Origin of the sequence: Mesorhizobium sp. YL-MeA3-2017, assembly GCF_030814575.1 — a bacterium.
GTDB lineage: Bacteria > Pseudomonadota > Alphaproteobacteria > Rhizobiales > Rhizobiaceae > Mesorhizobium > Mesorhizobium terrae.
The window spans coordinates 4,676,142-4,691,766 of the sequence record NZ_JAUSVH010000001.1 but is presented as its reverse complement, the minus strand read 5'-3'; the positions used below and the strand labels follow the sequence as shown (position 1 = coordinate 4,691,766).

Below are 15,625 nucleotides of genomic sequence, written 5' to 3'. Positions count from 1 at the left end.
GCACAGTTGCTGTAAAAATTTATGACGAAGGACGAACCGTCTGACGACCGATCGAATAGTAGACGATGCCCGCCGATCGCATTCGTGAGGGTTCGTATATGTTGCGCCCATCTATCACGATCGGATGGGCTAGAGTGTGAGTAAACAGCGAGGGTTCGACTGTCCGGAAGGCCTTCCACTCGGTACATATCACCAGCGCATCGCTACCATGAAGCGCATCGATTGCAGTTTCACAAAGAACTAGGTCAGCCCGATCACCGTATATACGACTACATTCTTCCATCGCCTTCGGATCAAATGCCCGAACCCGAGCGCCCGCTGCCCACAAACTGTCCATCAGAGTTCGGCTTGGCGCTTCACGCATGTCGTCCGTATTTGGCTTAAAGGCGAGTCCCCAAACGGCGATTGTCTTTCCTGCCAGGTTCCCAGAGAATGCGTCAGAAACTTTGGCAAATAAATTTTGTTTTTGGTTTTCGTTGACCAACTCTACCGCGGCGAGCACGCCGGCATCCAGTCCCAAGCTCGCAGCGGAACGAGTGAGTGCCCTTATATCCTTAGGAAAGCAGGAGCCGCCGTAGCCACACCCCGGATATATGAAATGATAGCCTATCCGTGGATCAGAGCCGATGCCGATGCGCACATGCTCAATATCTGCTCCAATGCGCTCGGCGATATTCGCCAACTCATTCATGAGACTAATTTTGGTCGCCAGCATGGCATTTGCGGCATATTTAGTCAGTTCAGCCGACCGGATATCCATCGCAATTATTTTGTCGTGATTGCGATTATAAGGCGCATAGAGTTCGCGCATTAACTCTAGGGCTTGAGCAGTTTCTGCGCCAATGACGATACGTGTCGCCTTTGTAAAATCGTCGATTGCAGCACCCTCCTTGAGAAATTCAGGGTTTGAGCAAACATCAAAATCGATGCTCTGATTGCGTGCCATCAACTGCTTCTTGATCTCGCTTTCGACAGCGTCAGCCGTCCCAACGGGAACCGTAGACTTGTTTACGATGAGCTTGTATTCTCCCATATGGATGCCGATCGTTTGCGCGACCGCCATTACATAACGCAAGTCGGCACTCCCATCCTCGTCCGGCGGGGTTCCCACAGCGATAAACAATATGTTGCCATGGGCAACGCCTCTGGCAGCATCAGTTGTGAAATCCAGATTTCCGCCAACTCGATTGGTTTCGATCATCGCTCCCAGACCGGGCTCATAGATCGGCACAATGCCATCGCGCAGTTTCTCGATTTTATCCCGGTCGACGTCGACGCAAACAACATCATTGCCGACGTCGGCCAGGCACGCGCCTGTTACCAGTCCAACATAGCCGCTACCGAAAACCGTTATTTTCATCAAAGCCCAAATTCAGAATTGCTGCGTCGATCACAAAGACGCGGCTTAATGCCATTTTTCATTTTACATGTCGAGATTTTCAACGACCATACTCACCCGCGATACAACAGAAAACGGTTCCGCAAAAAGATTCACATACGCTTCGAGAATGAGCGCATGCAGATTCCAACCAGTCCACCACCGCCAACAACAGCAGCAACCTGAACCACAGGCGTGGGCCAAAAAACTGTCGCTATGGCCAACGCGCAAAGCACCAAATTGAGAGCAAAGACCGTCGAAGAGATGCGCAGCGCCGAAAGACCGCTATCCGCCGCTCTTTGATAATAATGGGTACGGTGCGCCTTCCAAAGCTGCTCGCGATTCACCAAACGCCGGCAGGCAGTCACCGTTGCGTCGGCACAAAAATACAAAGGCAGAAGGATTGCTACCGCCCAATACCCTTGCGCCGCTGTTTCATACAACAACCAAGCTACGATAAGCCCTATTGGAAGCGATCCAACATCCCCCAAGAACAGCTTTGCTCGCGGCCAGTTGAATAAAGCAAAACCCAATAAGGAGCCACAAAGCGCCACAGCTACTAAACTTTCCAACGACCCCAAAAATCCGAACCATCCCAACAATCCGATACAAGCAGTAAGGGGCACCATTTCGCCGACCACAATAAGGTCCACGCCATCCATAAAATTTACTAGATTGATAAACCAAGTACCAGCAAGTATCGTAACCAGAAAAACAACCTGGTACGGCATATATGCTTCTAGAATATTTGACCCATCTACCCCCCACATAAGAACGACTGCAACTGCGGCAACCTGGCCAATGAATCGCACCAAAGGTGGCACATCCCATTTGTCGTCCAGAGCCCCAACGATAGCCAAGAAAACCGCTGAACAAGCTAAGATGTGCAGCCGCAATCCATTAACGTTGTAATCTGAGGCGACAATACCGATCCAGACGCACAGCACCGTCACGATCACCACAGCTGCGCCACCTCCCTGAGGGGTCGGAACGCGATGTCCTGACCGCTCGTTCGGTTGAGCCGTCAAGTAACGCGCGAAAACCGGCATCATCGCAAAAGTGAGACCGGCACATAAAACAAAAGACAAAAGAATGATAACGATCAAAATGACCATAACGCGCTCGTCAATTTTTCAGCAACTTAGGTTTCGGCCGCCAAGGCTCTTCAAACAGAGCGGCCATTGTCTAATGTCGTCAAACCATCCAGGTCAAGACAGCCGCCCGATCAACGCGCTCCGCGTCCACGATCAACGAGACATCAAATCGAAGCCTCGAACCACGAATCGTCGCGTCATCACCTTCAAAAGCTAATGCCGATCACGTAAAAGGTGGAAGGCATATTGCCAGATGCCTTGTTGACATAATTTGCTCGTTGTATGCCGGCCTGCGAGTATGCCCATTTGAAGATCGAGTAAGAGAACATTGTCCAGGAAAATCACTCTGCGCCGTTTGGCAAATCTCTGCGACATTGCAGTTGCAGCACTGGCATTTCTAGCCGCTTATATAACCGCTTATGGCAGCATTTCGGCTGTTGACGCCGGCGGGGTTCTCATCAAGACTTTTGCATTTGCTGCTGTTAGCGGCATCATGTTCTGGGTATTCGGACTAACGCGAGGGTCTTGGCGCTATGTTTCAATCCCGGATGTTATCTCAATCATCAAAGCTTCGCTTTTCGCCATAGCTATCTACACCATCGGCGCTTTTCTTCTCTTCCGCGGCGACAACATTCCTCGAAGCGTGCCAGTTCTCACTTTCTTTTTTCAGGTGGTAGGACTTTCAGCTGCGAGACTTGCTTACCGACTGAGTCTCGAACGAGCGGAGCTTTTTCCCGCAATTTCCAATTCACGGCGTCCGGGGGGTACTCGGCAAGTTCTGCTCCTTGGGCTGTCAGATCACGCGGAAAGTTTCATCCGAGCAGTAAACCGACAGCAAAATTCGAACATCAATGTCGTCGGAATTCTTGATGATTCCCATATCAATGAGGCACGTGCCGTCCGCGGAGTGCGGGTTGTAGGAGCGTTCAACGATCTTGAAGCAATACTTAGGCGACTGGCTGCTGGCCGGAAGCAGGTAACTGAGATTATCGTCACCGAAGATATGCCCGATCGCCGTCGACTGGGGGTAATTGTTGAGAAAGCGACTGCTTGTGGCCTGAAAATATCGAAAATACCAGACCACACGCAACCAGCGACACTTACCAATGGAACGGTTTTTGAACTGAAGCCCATCGAGCTGGAAGATTTACTGGGTCGTCCTGAGGTACATACCGATATCGACGGTGTCGCGCGATTGATCAAGGGCTGCAGGGTACTTGCGACCGGTGCGGGCGGCTCAATCGGCTCAGAACTTTGCCGACAGATCGCAACGTTTGGCCCAGATCAGTTAATCATCACGGACAGTTCCGAATTCCATCTTTATATGCTCGACAAGGAATTGCGTGAGACACATCCAAACCTCACGATTGTTACTCGCATTGCCAATGTTCGCGACGAGGGGCGCATCAACCAGCTATTTGCACAATTTAAGCCAAATGTCGTCTTCCACGCGGCCGCGCTGAAACACGTGCCGTTGGTCGAAGACAACCCTGTTGAAGGCGTGAAGACGAACGTCGTTGGCACCTGTAACGTAGCAAATGCGGCGGTGGCGAACGGAACATCCACTTTCGTTATGATATCAACGGATAAGGCTGTTAATCCGACCAACATTATGGGCGCTACGAAACGAGCGGCGGAGGCTTATTGTCAGTCTCTGGACGTAGGGTCCCCCCACACGCGTTTCAAGACAGTTCGGTTCGGCAATGTGCTTGGTTCCAATGGATCTGTTGTTCCACGCTTTCAGGAGCAGATCGCTACTGGCGGACCCGTGACTGTAACCCATCCACATATTGTTCGGTTCTTCATGACAATACCGGAGGCGGTACGGCTGGTTTTGCACGCATCTGCCCAAGCCATGGGGCGCCCAACTGAGCGCGGCAAGATAATGGTTCTTGACATGGGGGAGCCGGTCAAAATCGTCGACTTGGCCGAGCGAATGATCCAGTTAGCTGGCTTCAAGCCACACATCGACATTGACATAGTTTTTACCGGGTTACGCCCCGGCGAAAAATTGTACGAAGAGCTCTTCGATCCAACGGAAATACAGGATGGCCGTACCGAACAAGGTTACGTGATTGCCGCGCCGCGCGTGATCGACCAAGCGTTGCTTGAGCGAACACTGAAGGGTCTAACCGAAGCCGTAGAACGAAATGACGTAGAACGCAGCATCGATCTGCTTTCCCATATCGTGCCAGAATATCGTAGAGAGTATACCGACCCCACCCAACCAGTTTCAGAAACGGTTATGAAAAAACCTTAGTTATCGGCATCTATGGAATTCGATCTCCAGCAATCTAGTTTCGGTGTTTCTTCCCAATCGACAGTTCAAGATACTTTGGACGGCGATTGCTAGACATATTCGATCGTCCCCGATCGACTTAATGTCGAAATCTGTTCCCACAACGCTGACTGAACTCTATTCGACTCCAAGTAAAATGGAGACCTTAGGTTATGCCCCCGAAATTCGATGCCCGGTTCGAGCCCGCCTATGGGGTGGCGGTGGAGGTGGCGCCGGGCGTTTTGCGCGTCACTGCCAATAATCCAAGCCCGTTCACTTTCCATGGCACCAATTCCTACATCGTCGGTCGCGACACGTTGGCCGTCATCGATCCCGGGCCGGAGGACGAGGCGCATTTCAAGACATTGGTCGAGGCGATCGCCGGGCGGCCGGTAAGCCATATCTTCGTCAGCCACACACATCGCGATCACTCGCCGCTGGCCACCAGACTGAAGGCCGCGACCGGGGCCGTTGTCTTGGCCGAGGGGCCACACCGCCCGGCCCGGCCACTCAGGATAGGCGAGACCAATCCGCTCGATGCCAGCGCCGACACCGAATTCAGGCCCGACATCGCGCTGCCGGACGATTCCGTCATCACAGGCGACGACTGGGCGATCCGTACAGTTCTGACGCCCGGGCACACCGCCAACCATGCGGCCTTCGCCCTGGAAGGCACCGGCATCCTGTTCTCGGCCGACCATGTCATGGCCTGGGCGACCAGCATCGTGGCGCCGCCCGATGGCGCCATGGCCGACTATATGCGCTCGCTCGACCGCCTGCTGGAGCGGCACGACCGTGTGCTGCTGCCCGGCCATGGCGGACCGGTGACGGCGCCCAAAACCTTCATCCGCGGGCTAAAGGCGCACCGCAAGATGCGCGAGCGCGCGGTGCTGGAACGGCTGAAACAAGGCGACCGCACCATCAAGGCGGTGGTCGAGGCGATTTACCGCGAGACCGATCCCAGACTGCACGGCGCCGCCGGGCTCTCCGTGCTGGCGCATCTGGAAGATTTGGTGGCTCGCGGCCTTGTCGTCACCGAGGGCGCGATTTCTATCGACGGCGTCTATCTGCCGGCATCATAACACCTGTCGGCCCGGCGTCGCTGACAATGCTGCGATCGAAGCAGCGATCGAGCACCGTGCGTCCTCACGGACGCGCAAAGCACGCTCCAGCGCTTTGATTTGGCGCATGATCCTTCCCGAAAACTGCTCCGAATTCCGGGCCATGCGCCAGCCGCCGCTCAGGCCCGCCTCATTCACTGCGCCGCGGTGGCGCCGATCTGGGCGGAAACCTCCTGGTCGAGCTCGGTGAGGAAAGAGGTAATGCGCTGGGCGTTGTCGCCAAGGTCGTGGCGGCCGTAACGCGAGGCGGAACGCATATCGACCAGCGTCGTCTCGCCGTCGGCGGTGATGCGGATCGCCACATCGGAGGGCAGGTCGAGCCCAAGCGAGGTGGCCAGCGCGTTGATGGTTACCTCGATCTGGCCTTCCTGGGGCGCCGGCAGGTCGCCGACGATTGTCCAGCCGCGCCCGTCCAGCACGTTCTCCACCGCGTCGACCGTCTCGTCGAAAGGCAGGTCGTAGCGGTGGCCGGTCACCAGCGGATAGACATCCGCCTGCAGCCGCGCCTCGCCCGGCGTCGGCGCCGACAGCGCGTTCATGGCGGGCGTGCGCGTGCTGACGTCCAGTCGCGGCGGATTGTCGAGATCGGTCGAGATGTCGCGCAATGGCGGATAGGAGGCGATCCGATAGCCGGCATAGCCGTAGGGCGCCAGCACCAGCACCGCCAGCAAGGCGCCGACCGACAGGTTGCGTCCGCCGATGGCGCCATGGCTCCACAGCCTCGCCAGGGCGAAGCCGGCGAACAGTAGGGCAAATGCGGCCAGAATGGCGACCAGCGCCAGCACCCAGAGGAAGCCGCCGGTTTCGACCAAGCCATAATGGTGGCCGACCCAGGCTGTGATCAGCAGCACCGCCGAGAAGGCACCGGTGCGCCTGGACCAGCCAGCCGCCCTTGCCACCTGCCGTTCGGGATATTCCGTCATCGCCACCAGTTTCCCCAGTCCGGTCCGAGGTTTAGAGCGTTTCGGCGCCGGATTGAAGATGAAAGGCGGCAATCCTCTCGCCTTTTCCGGGGAGATCGATTCTCCCCAGGTCGTGGCCTAATCGGTCGGCAGGCGATAGTCGCGGAACTGGGCGCGCAGCGTGCTTTTCTGGATCTTGCCGGTGGCCGTGTGCGGGATCTCGGCGACGAAGGCGACGTCATCGGGCATCCACCATTTGGCGATCTTGCCCTGCATGAAGCCGAGGATCTCGTCCTTCGACAGATCCTTGCCGGGTTTCTTCACCACCACCAGCAGCGGCCGCTCGTCCCATTTGGAATGGCGCACGCCGATCGCCGCCGCCTCGGCGATGTCGGGATGACTGACCGCAAGGTTTTCGAGCTCGATGGTCGAAATCCACTCGCCGCCGGACTTGATGACATCCTTGGCACGGTCGGTGATCTGCATATAGCCGTTGGGATCGATATGAGCGACATCGCCGGTGTCGAACCAACCGTCGGCGTCGAATTGTTCGGTGCCCGCGCCGCCATAATAGGCGCGCGCCACCGCCGGGCCGCGCACCTTCAGTCGGCCGAAGGTCTTGCCGTCCCAGGGATGCTCGTTGTCATTGTCATCAGTCACCTTCATCTCGACGCCGAAAGGCGCGAAACCCTGGGTCTGCTGAATGTCGAGCCGCGCTTCGCCGGTCAGGCCGACATATTCCGGCTTCAGCGAACCCAGCGTGCCCAGCGGGCTCATCTCGGTCATGCCCCAGGCGTGGATGACCTGTACATCGTAGTTTTCCTGGAATTTCTGGGTGATGGCGCGCGGGCAGGCCGAACCGCCGATCACCACCTTGTCGAGATAGGGCAGCTTCTTGCCGGTCTCCTCCAGATATTGCAGCAGCATCAGCCACACCGTCGGCACGGCTGCGGTGAAACTCACCTTTTCGGTGTCGAGCAGTTCATAGATGGAGGCGCCATCCATCTTGCCGCCGGGCATCACCATCTTGGCGCCGATCATCGGGCCAGACTGGCCGAGCCCCCAGGCATTGGCGTGGAACATCGGCACCACCGGCATGATGACGGCGCGTGAAGAGATGCCCATCGCGTCGGGCATGGCCGCGATCATGGCGTGCAGCACATTGGAACGATGGCTGTAGAGGACGCCCTTGGGGTCGCCGGTCGTGCCGGAGGTGTAACACATGCCGGCGGCGGTGTTTTCGTCGAAGCTTGCCCAGCGGAAATCACCATCGGCTTCGGCCAGCCACTCCTCATAGGCCACGACATTGGGCAGCGCCGTTGCCGGCATGTGCGCGCTGTCGGTCAGGACGATCACCTTCTTCAGCGACGTCACCGAACCGGCGATCTTTTCCAGCAGCGGCATGAAGGTGAGGTCGACGAAGATCGCCCTATCCTCGGCGTGATTCATGATCCAGACGAGCTGTTCGGGGAACAGGCGTGGATTGAGCGTGTGATAGACGGCGCCGATGCCCATGATGCCGTACCAGGCCTCGATGTGGCGGGCCGTGTTCCAGGCGAGCGTGGCGATGCGGTCGCCGAGCCGGAAACCGTCGCGATCCAGGCGCTGCGCCACCTTTAGGGCGCGCTGCCTGATCTCGGCATAGGTGGTTCGCACGATCGGCCCCTCGCAGGAGCGCGAAACCACCTCGCGCTTGCCGTGCTGGGTGGCGGCATTGTCCAATATCTTGTGGCAAAGCAGCGGCCATTGCTGCATCAGTCCAAGCATGCGGTTCCTCCTCTTCTGTATTTTTTGCAGCATTGTGGAAGGAACTGCGGGAAAGTCCATAGTGCCGCAAGGTCAGTGGCACACCCCAAAAAGCCCAATACCCGGGCGAATCTGCCTCTACCATTGTCAAGTCGGCCAAAGTCTGCATAGATTTGAGACGGCGGGACGCAATTGGCGAGACGAATGAGGTTCGCATGGACCCGCAAATCGACGATAAAGCCCTGGAATCCGCGCTTGAAGAAAGCCTCGGCGAACTGACGTCGGTGCCCAAGGCGGTCTCCACCGAAGACTTTGCTTCCGTGGTAGATGGCGCGCTTGAAGCCGTCGGCGGAAAACTGCTGTTCAGCATGTGCGTGGCCAACAACGGCACCGACGAGCATGTCGCCGCCGCCTCGGTCGGCGAAGGCGAGAGCCGGCAGTTCCTGCTCTTGTCGCTGCCGACGCAAGGCGGCTCGCTAAAGGTGGAAACCGCATCCAAGAGCGACAACCCGGTGGCCGGCATCGCCGCCGCCTATGCCGGGCTGATGGATGCGTTGAAGGTCGCCGCGTAAGGTCGAGGCCTCTGCCGGCGACAGCGTCGCTGCATTGCTGGTTGGGCCCGCTGCCCTGCCCTATATTGGGCTTGAGCAACGGAGGTGCCTCATGGACCGAAATCCCTCGCCCGGCTTCAAGCGCAATCCCGGCCACACCATCACCGTCAGACCTTATCAGGGTACGGTGACCGTCGGTTTCGCCGGCGCGGTGATTGCGACCTCCGACCGTGCGCAACTTTTGCAAGAAGCGAACTATCCGCCGGTGCTCTACATGCCCTTCGCCGACATCCGCTTCGATGCGCTGACCCCGAGCGACACCTCGACCCATTGTCCCTACAAGGGCGACGCCAGCTACTGGAGCGCCGGCGCTGGCGGCGAAACGTGCAGGGATGTGATGTGGGCCTACCAGGACCCTTATGACGAGATGCTCGCCATCAAGGACAACGGTGCTTTCTATCCCGACCGGGTCGATATCCGGACAAGCGGGGCATAGTCCACCTAGGAGGCTCGCTCGGCTGCGAACCCAGCGATCATGCGGACGCACCGCTTCTTCGGCGCCAACTTCCACCCCGGGCCTGATCCAACTTCGAAAATGGCCAGCAGCAAAAGGTCCTTTTCTTGCGCGACGGTACCGATTCACGGCCGGCGACCTGGCTCTTCCGATAGGTCCGCCGAGGCCCAACCTGACGCGGCATATCCGCCGATACTGGGGCTTCGAACACAGGAATTCCGGGAAAGCATATGCACTACACGCTCCACGCCGCGCCAGGTTCGTGCTCCTTCGCGCCTCACATCGTGCTTGAAGAGATCGGCGGTCCTATTCGCTGGCGCTGATGTCGCCCGGGCATCCTGAAGCCAGAACCGAGGAGTTTCGCCGACTGAACCCGAAGGGGCGTATCCCGGTCCTGCTCGCCGTGAACTTCAACCTCACCGAAGCCCCGGCAATCCTCCTGCATCTTGGCCTCACCAATCCCGACGCGGGGCTATTGGGAAGCGATGCGCCGAGCATCGTCCGCTCGGTCGAGTGGTTCAACTGGCTGTCGAGCGCGGTTCACGCCGTGGCGGTTCGCATGGTCTGGCGACCCGATTTCTTCCTGCCAGACGAGACCCTGTACGAACCCCTGGTCAACAAGGGCAAGGAGCACCTGCTCTCGGCATTCACACTCATCGAAACCAAGCTGATGGACCGGACCTGGGCGGTGGGCGACAGCTACTCCGTCGTCGACCCCTATCTGCTGGTCTTCTACCGGTGGGGAAACCGCATGGCCATCGACATGCGCAACGGCTATCCGGCCTGGACCGCGCATGCCAGCCGCTTGGAAGCACGCGCGGCCGTGCAACGTGCCATGTCCCAGGAAGGGATATCGCTCTGGAAATAGGCCGGGCAGATCCCAAGTGCGAGCGACATACCGGCCTCGCTGATAGCGAGGCAATCTCTGTCCACTAACTCCGCTGCGGCGCGAGGCCATCAAGCAGGAAGTCGAGGCCCTTGCGGAAGGTGCCGTCCCAATCGTCGTCCAACAGCAGGCGGGAGCGTTCGATTGTCGGGTATCGTTCGCCGAGACGTGTCAGGCGCTGCTGCGCGGCGGCCCTGTCGTCGTCCGATGGGCCGAAGCTCGCCCGGGTGATGGTGGCGCCCATCACATAGTTCCAAAGCGACCATATCGCGGCGTTCAAATCCGCGTCCGTCACACCGGCTTTGGACAATGTCCTGCTCAAGAGCTCCAAGCGACCGAGGATATTCGGGCCGAGCGCCCGGCGCGGCAACAGCGACGCCGACCAGGGATGGCGCAGCATGTTCGCGCGCCAGTCTTCGAGCATGTGAGCGACTTCCGCACGCCAATCCCGAGATTCAACGATTTCAGGCGGTCCGCCATAGTCAAGCACCGCGTCGAGCGCCAGATCGAAGACATCCTCCTTGTTGTCGACGTGCCAATACAGGCTCATTACGCCCGAGCCAAGGCGATCGGCCAGCCCACGCATCGTCAATCCGTCCACCCCTGCGGCGTCCAGCAACTCCACCGCCGTCGCCACGATACGCTCGCGCGAAAGCGACGGTTCACCACGCGGCTCCTGCGCCGGCTGAGGCTGCGCACTTGTCCGTGGAGACCGGTTTTTGCGGGCGCCGCTAGGTTTGGCTGACATCCGTCTTCCTCGCTGATCGGAACCTCTGTTTTTGGCAGGCGACGTCAGGAATGTCGATGCCGGACGGTTGACTCGTACGTTGTACCATATAATGACTCGTATAACGTACGAGTCAATCGCGGGACGACGAGGTTGGAGATGAACCAGACCGGCCGCGAGGGCTTATTACGGCAATCCGCGGAGCCAGGGGAAAACCATGTCACGCACAATCAACAATCTGCTTATTGGAGGCCTGATCATCATGACCCTAGGAGTTCCCACAGCCGCGAAGGCGAGCGAGAACGGACGGAAACCGACCATCGTCAATCCGCAAGGTCTCTACGATCCCGCCCCGTTCGGCTACAGCCATGCCGTCGTCGCGCCCGCCGGAAGCCGGGTTGCCTACATCGCTGGCCAGGGCGGAATGGACAGCACCGGCACGCTGTCGCCCGATTTCGCGGTTCAGGTGAAACAGGCCTATACCAATCTGCGCACCGTGCTGGATGGCGTCGGGGCGAAACCGGACCAGGTCATCAAGCTCACGATCTTCGTGGTCGATCACGACATGTCCAAACTTGGCGTGCTGACCCAGAACGTCCAGGAGATGTTCGGCGCGGCGCTGCCGGCGCAGACGCTGGTCCCGGTGCCGAAGCTGGCGCTCGACGGCATGCTGTTCGAGGTGGAAGCCGTGGCCGTACTCGACTAGGCCGAAACTGGCACACTTTTCAATTCCGGAGGCGCCGTCGGCCCGTGCCTCTGAAATTGTAAGCAAACTAGCAGGAAACGGGAGGCGGCCCTCAGTACCCCGCCACGGTTTGCGCGGTGGTGCCGTGCGAGCCTTCGGCCGGCACGTCGGACAATTTGACGAAGGAAAAGCCCTTCGCCTTGAGGTCGAGGATGCCCTTGGCGACACCGTCGCCGGCGGCATGGGTCGGCTGGTTGATGTGAGCGATGACGACATCGCCATCATGCGCGGCGGCGATGCGTTTCTGGGCGGTCGCCGCACCCAGCAGCGAGCCGCCGTCGCCATTCACCGAATAGCCGGCGACGCGCAGGCCGAGTTGGCGGATCTGCGCGATGGCCGAGGGGCTGTAGCGGGCGGTGGCGCCACGGAACCAACGCGGCGCCACGGCACCGGTAGCCTTGATGGCAGCGGCACCGCCTTCCACTTCCGCCTTTACGGCGTCAGGCGAACCGGCAGCCGCGATGCCATAGATACTGGCCGGCCGATCGACCGCCGGCACATGCGTGGCGCCATGATCCTCGATCTCGAACAGGTCCGGATGCGCCTGCATTTCGGCCAGCACGTCCTTGTTGCGCTTCAGCCAGCGGCTGGTGACGAAGATGGTCGCCGGCACGCGGTTGTCGATCAGTGTCGAGAGGATGCGCCGGTCGGTCTTGCCCATGCAGGCATCGAAGGTCAGTGCCACACGCGGCGAAGCCTTGCCGCCCGGCGCGATGCGCAGGGTGGGCTCGACGAGGTCCTGGTCCTTGGCCGAGGCGACTCCCGCCAGAAGCAGGGCCGCCAGGGCAACGCTGGAAAACAGGCGCATCCCGGCTCCCGTTGTTTCGTTTCAACCCGCATTGGCGCCGGAAAGCGGCGATCTCGTGACCTCCGCCACCCGATCAGGCGAAGTTGACCGGCCTTACTTGCCAGCTACCGCCGCCTGCGCCGCCGCCAGCCTGGCGATCGGCACGCGGAAGGGCGAGCAGGAAACGTAGTCCAGCCCGACTTCCTCGCAGAAATGGATCGAGGCCGGGTCGCCGCCATGTTCGCCGCAGATGCCGAGCTTGATCGAAGGCCTTGTACCCCTGCCCTTTTCGGCGGCCATGCGCACCAGTTCGCCGACGCCGTCGCGGTCCAGCGACACGAACGGGTCCTGCTCGATGATACCCTTCTGGCGATAGGTCTCGAGGAAGGATGCGGCGTCGTCGCGGCTGATGCCGAAAGTGGTCTGCGTCAGGTCGTTGGTGCCGAAGGAGAAGAATTCCGCCGTCTCGGCGATGACATGGGCGCGGATCGCCGCGCGCGGCAGTTCGATCATCGTGCCGGTCAGATACTCGATCTTGACACCGGTCTCGGCCATCACCGCCTTGGCCACCTGGTCGATGCGCGTCTTGACGTAGTCCAGCTCCTTCACGATGCCGACCAGTGGCACCATGATTTCGGGCACCACCAGCGCGCCCGCCTTGCGGCCGGCCTCGACGGCCGCCTCGAAGATAGCGCGCGCCTGCATCTCGGCGATCTCAGGATAGGAGACGGCGAGCCGGCAGCCGCGATGACCGAGCATCGGGTTGAACTCGTGCAATGCCTCGGTGCGCTGGCGCAGCTTGTCGGCCGGCACGTTCATGGCGGCGGCGACCTCGGCGATCTCCTCCTCGGTCTTGGGCAGGAACTCGTGCAGCGGCGGGTCGAGCAGGCGAATGGTCACCGGCAGGCCGGCCATGATCTCGAACAGCTCGAGGAAGTCCGAGCGCTGCATCGGCAACAGCTTGGCGAGCGCCGCTCGGCGGTCCTTCTCCGTGTCGGCCAGGATCATCTCGCGCATGGCGATGATGCGGGCACCGTCGAAGAACATGTGCTCGGTGCGGCAAAGACCGATACCCTCGGCGCCGAAGGAGCGCGCCATGCGGGCATCCGCCGGCGTTTCGGCGTTGGTGCGCACCTTCATGCGGCGCGTGGCGTCGGCCCATTCCATGATCGCGGCGAAATCGCCGGACAGTTCGGGCTGCAGCATCGGCACCGAGCCCTTCAACACTTGGCCATTGCCGCCATCGATGGTGATGACGTCACCCTTCTTGAAGGCGGCGCCAAGCGCGATCAGCGTGCCGGTCTTGTGATCGACGCGCAGCGAGCCGGCGCCCGACACGCACGGCTTGCCCATGCCGCGCGCCACCACCGCCGCATGACTGGTCATGCCGCCGCGCGTGGTCAGAATACCCTCGGCGGCGTGCATGCCGTGGATGTCCTCGGGGCTCGTCTCGACACGAACGAGGATGGCCTTGCGGCCCTGCGACTTCAGTTCCTCGGCATCGTCCGACGAGAACACGATCTCGCCGGTCGCCGCCCCCGGCGAGGCCGGCAGGCCGATGCCGATGACATGGCGCTCGGCCTTCGGGTCGATGGTCGGGTGCAGCAACTGGTCGAGCGAAGCCGGATCGATGCGGGCGACCGCCTCTTCCTTCGAGATCAGGCCTTCAGTGGCCATGTCGACGGCGATCTTCAGCGCCGCCTTGGCGGTGCGCTTGCCCGAACGGGTCTGCAGCATCCACAGCTTGCCGCGCTCGATGGTGAATTCGAGGTCCTGCATGTCGCGATAGTGCTTTTCGAGCCGGTTCGAAATGGCGACGAAACTGGCGAAGGCCTCGGGCATCAGCTTCTGCAGCGATGGCTTATCGGAGCCGGCGGCGATGCGGGCGGCCTCGGTGATGTTCTGCGGGGTGCGGATGCCGGCAACGACATCCTCGCCCTGCGCGTTCACCAGGAACTCGCCATAGAGCATCTTGTCGCCGGTGGACGGATTGCGGGTAAAGGCGACGCCGGTGGCCGAAGTCTCGCCCATATTGCCGAACACCATCGCCTGCACGTTGACGGCGGTGCCCCAGCTTTCGGGAATGTCGTGCAGGCGGCGATAGGTGATGGCGCGCGTGTTCATCCAGCTGGAGAACACTGCTCCGACCGCGCCCCACAATTGCTCGCGCGGGTCCTGGGGGAAGGGCCGGCCCAATTCTTCCTCGACCTTGGCCTTGTAGAGGGAAATGACGCCCTGCCATTCCATGGCCGAAAGCTCGGTGTCGAGCTCATAACCGAGACCGGCCTTCTGGTCTTCCAGGATTTCCTCGAAGACCTCGTGGTCGAGGCCCATGACGACGTCGGAATACATCTGGATGAAACGGCGGTAGCTGTCATAGGCAAACCGCGCGTCGCCGGAATCGGCGGCCAGCGCCTCGACCGTCTCGTCGTTCAGGCCGAGATTGAGCACGGTGTCCATCATGCCGGGCATGGACGCGCGGGATCCCGAACGCACCGAAACCAAGAGCAGCTGGCCGGGATCACCGAATTGGCGGCCAGCGATGCGGCCGATATGGCCGAGCGCCTCCTCGACATCGGCTTCGAGTGTCACCGGATAGGCGCGGTCGTTGGCGTAATAATGGGTGCAGGCTTCGGCGGTGATGGTAAAGCCCGGAGGCACCGGCAGCCCCAGGCTGCACATCTCGGCCAGGTTGGCACCCTTGCCACCCAGCAGATTCTTGTCTCCAGCGCGGCCCTCGGCCGCTCCGTCGCCAAAGGTGTAGACCCACTTGGTCATGCTTGCTCCTCAGCCTGTTTGCGCCGCGGGGCCTCGCCCCGGGGTAAGCCTTGCGGCCTGCCTAGGATGCTGCGCTGCGAAAGGCAAGCGCTTGAAACCTTGGCCGGCGCCTACAATC

The 15,625-nt window shown here is 60.1% G+C and carries 13 protein-coding genes; 6 read left to right on the top strand and 7 right to left on the bottom strand.

The window, feature by feature from the left end; all coding sequences use genetic code 11:
• Positions 1-19: 19 nt before the first annotated feature.
• Positions 20-1,360 carry a UDP-glucose dehydrogenase family protein gene (locus tag QFZ88_RS22105; RefSeq protein ID WP_024925191.1) on the bottom strand — a complete coding sequence of 447 codons (1,341 nt, stop codon included), beginning with the start codon at positions 1,358-1,360 and terminating at the stop codon, positions 20-22.
• Between the two features lie 131 nt (positions 1,361-1,491).
• Positions 1,492-2,493, bottom strand: a complete 1,002-nt coding sequence (locus QFZ88_RS22100) for an MraY family glycosyltransferase (protein WP_024925190.1) — start codon at positions 2,491-2,493, stop codon at positions 1,492-1,494.
• 307 nt (positions 2,494-2,800) lie between these two features.
• Between QFZ88_RS22100 and QFZ88_RS22095 the strand changes: the two genes are divergently transcribed.
• Both QFZ88_RS22095 and QFZ88_RS22090 read left to right on the top strand, forming a co-directional pair.
• Positions 2,801-4,732: a polysaccharide biosynthesis protein gene (locus QFZ88_RS22095; protein WP_244431222.1), complete on the top strand. Its 1,932-nt coding sequence runs from the start codon at positions 2,801-2,803 to the stop codon at positions 4,730-4,732.
• A gap of 191 nt (positions 4,733-4,923) precedes the next feature.
• On the top strand, positions 4,924-5,832 hold the full coding sequence (locus QFZ88_RS22090; RefSeq protein WP_024925188.1) for an MBL fold metallo-hydrolase: 909 nt from the start codon (positions 4,924-4,926) through the stop codon (positions 5,830-5,832).
• 173 nt (positions 5,833-6,005) lie between these two features.
• Here the strand turns inward: QFZ88_RS22090 and QFZ88_RS22085 are convergent, their stop codons facing one another.
• Both QFZ88_RS22085 and QFZ88_RS22080 read right to left on the bottom strand, forming a co-directional pair.
• The gene (locus QFZ88_RS22085) at positions 6,006-6,794 is read right to left on the bottom strand and encodes a DUF1499 domain-containing protein (RefSeq protein WP_024925187.1); all 789 of its coding nucleotides are present in this window, start codon (positions 6,792-6,794) and stop codon (positions 6,006-6,008) included.
• Positions 6,795-6,911: 117 nt separating this feature from the next.
• Positions 6,912-8,540 (bottom strand): fatty-acid--CoA ligase, encoded by a 1,629-nt coding sequence (locus tag QFZ88_RS22080; RefSeq protein WP_024925186.1) that lies wholly within the window; start codon positions 8,538-8,540, stop codon positions 6,912-6,914.
• Positions 8,541-8,734: 194 nt separating this feature from the next.
• Here QFZ88_RS22080 and QFZ88_RS22075 point away from each other — a divergent pair, with 194 nt between their 5' ends.
• From QFZ88_RS22075 to QFZ88_RS22065, 3 genes are all read left to right on the top strand, one after another.
• Complete coding sequence (locus tag QFZ88_RS22075; RefSeq protein ID WP_024925185.1) at positions 8,735-9,091, top strand: hypothetical protein; 357 nt, start codon at positions 8,735-8,737, stop codon at positions 9,089-9,091.
• 91 nt (positions 9,092-9,182) lie between these two features.
• Positions 9,183-9,566, top strand: coding sequence for a DUF427 domain-containing protein (locus QFZ88_RS22070; RefSeq protein ID WP_024925184.1), 384 nt, complete (start codon positions 9,183-9,185; stop codon positions 9,564-9,566).
• A 340-nt stretch (positions 9,567-9,906) separates the two neighbouring features.
• Positions 9,907-10,452, top strand: coding sequence for a glutathione S-transferase family protein (locus tag QFZ88_RS22065; RefSeq protein ID WP_051504852.1), 546 nt, complete (start codon positions 9,907-9,909; stop codon positions 10,450-10,452).
• 64 nt (positions 10,453-10,516) lie between these two features.
• On the opposite strand, the gene QFZ88_RS22060 is transcribed toward QFZ88_RS22065, so the two are convergent.
• A complete protein-coding gene (locus QFZ88_RS22060) occupies positions 10,517-11,218 on the bottom strand; it encodes a TetR/AcrR family transcriptional regulator (protein ID WP_024925183.1) in 702 nt (233 codons plus the stop codon).
• Positions 11,219-11,414: 196 nt separating this feature from the next.
• Between QFZ88_RS22060 and QFZ88_RS22055 the strand changes: the two genes are divergently transcribed.
• The gene (locus QFZ88_RS22055; RefSeq protein WP_024925182.1) at positions 11,415-11,903 is read left to right on the top strand and encodes a RidA family protein; all 489 of its coding nucleotides are present in this window, start codon (positions 11,415-11,417) and stop codon (positions 11,901-11,903) included.
• A gap of 91 nt (positions 11,904-11,994) precedes the next feature.
• Here the strand turns inward: QFZ88_RS22055 and QFZ88_RS22050 are convergent, their stop codons facing one another.
• Positions 11,995-12,750, bottom strand: coding sequence for a polysaccharide deacetylase family protein (locus QFZ88_RS22050; RefSeq protein WP_024925181.1), 756 nt, complete (start codon positions 12,748-12,750; stop codon positions 11,995-11,997).
• A gap of 93 nt (positions 12,751-12,843) precedes the next feature.
• The gene (gene ppdK / locus QFZ88_RS22045) at positions 12,844-15,507 is read right to left on the bottom strand and encodes a pyruvate, phosphate dikinase (RefSeq protein WP_024925180.1); all 2,664 of its coding nucleotides are present in this window, start codon (positions 15,505-15,507) and stop codon (positions 12,844-12,846) included.
• Positions 15,508-15,625 lie beyond the last annotated feature (118 nt).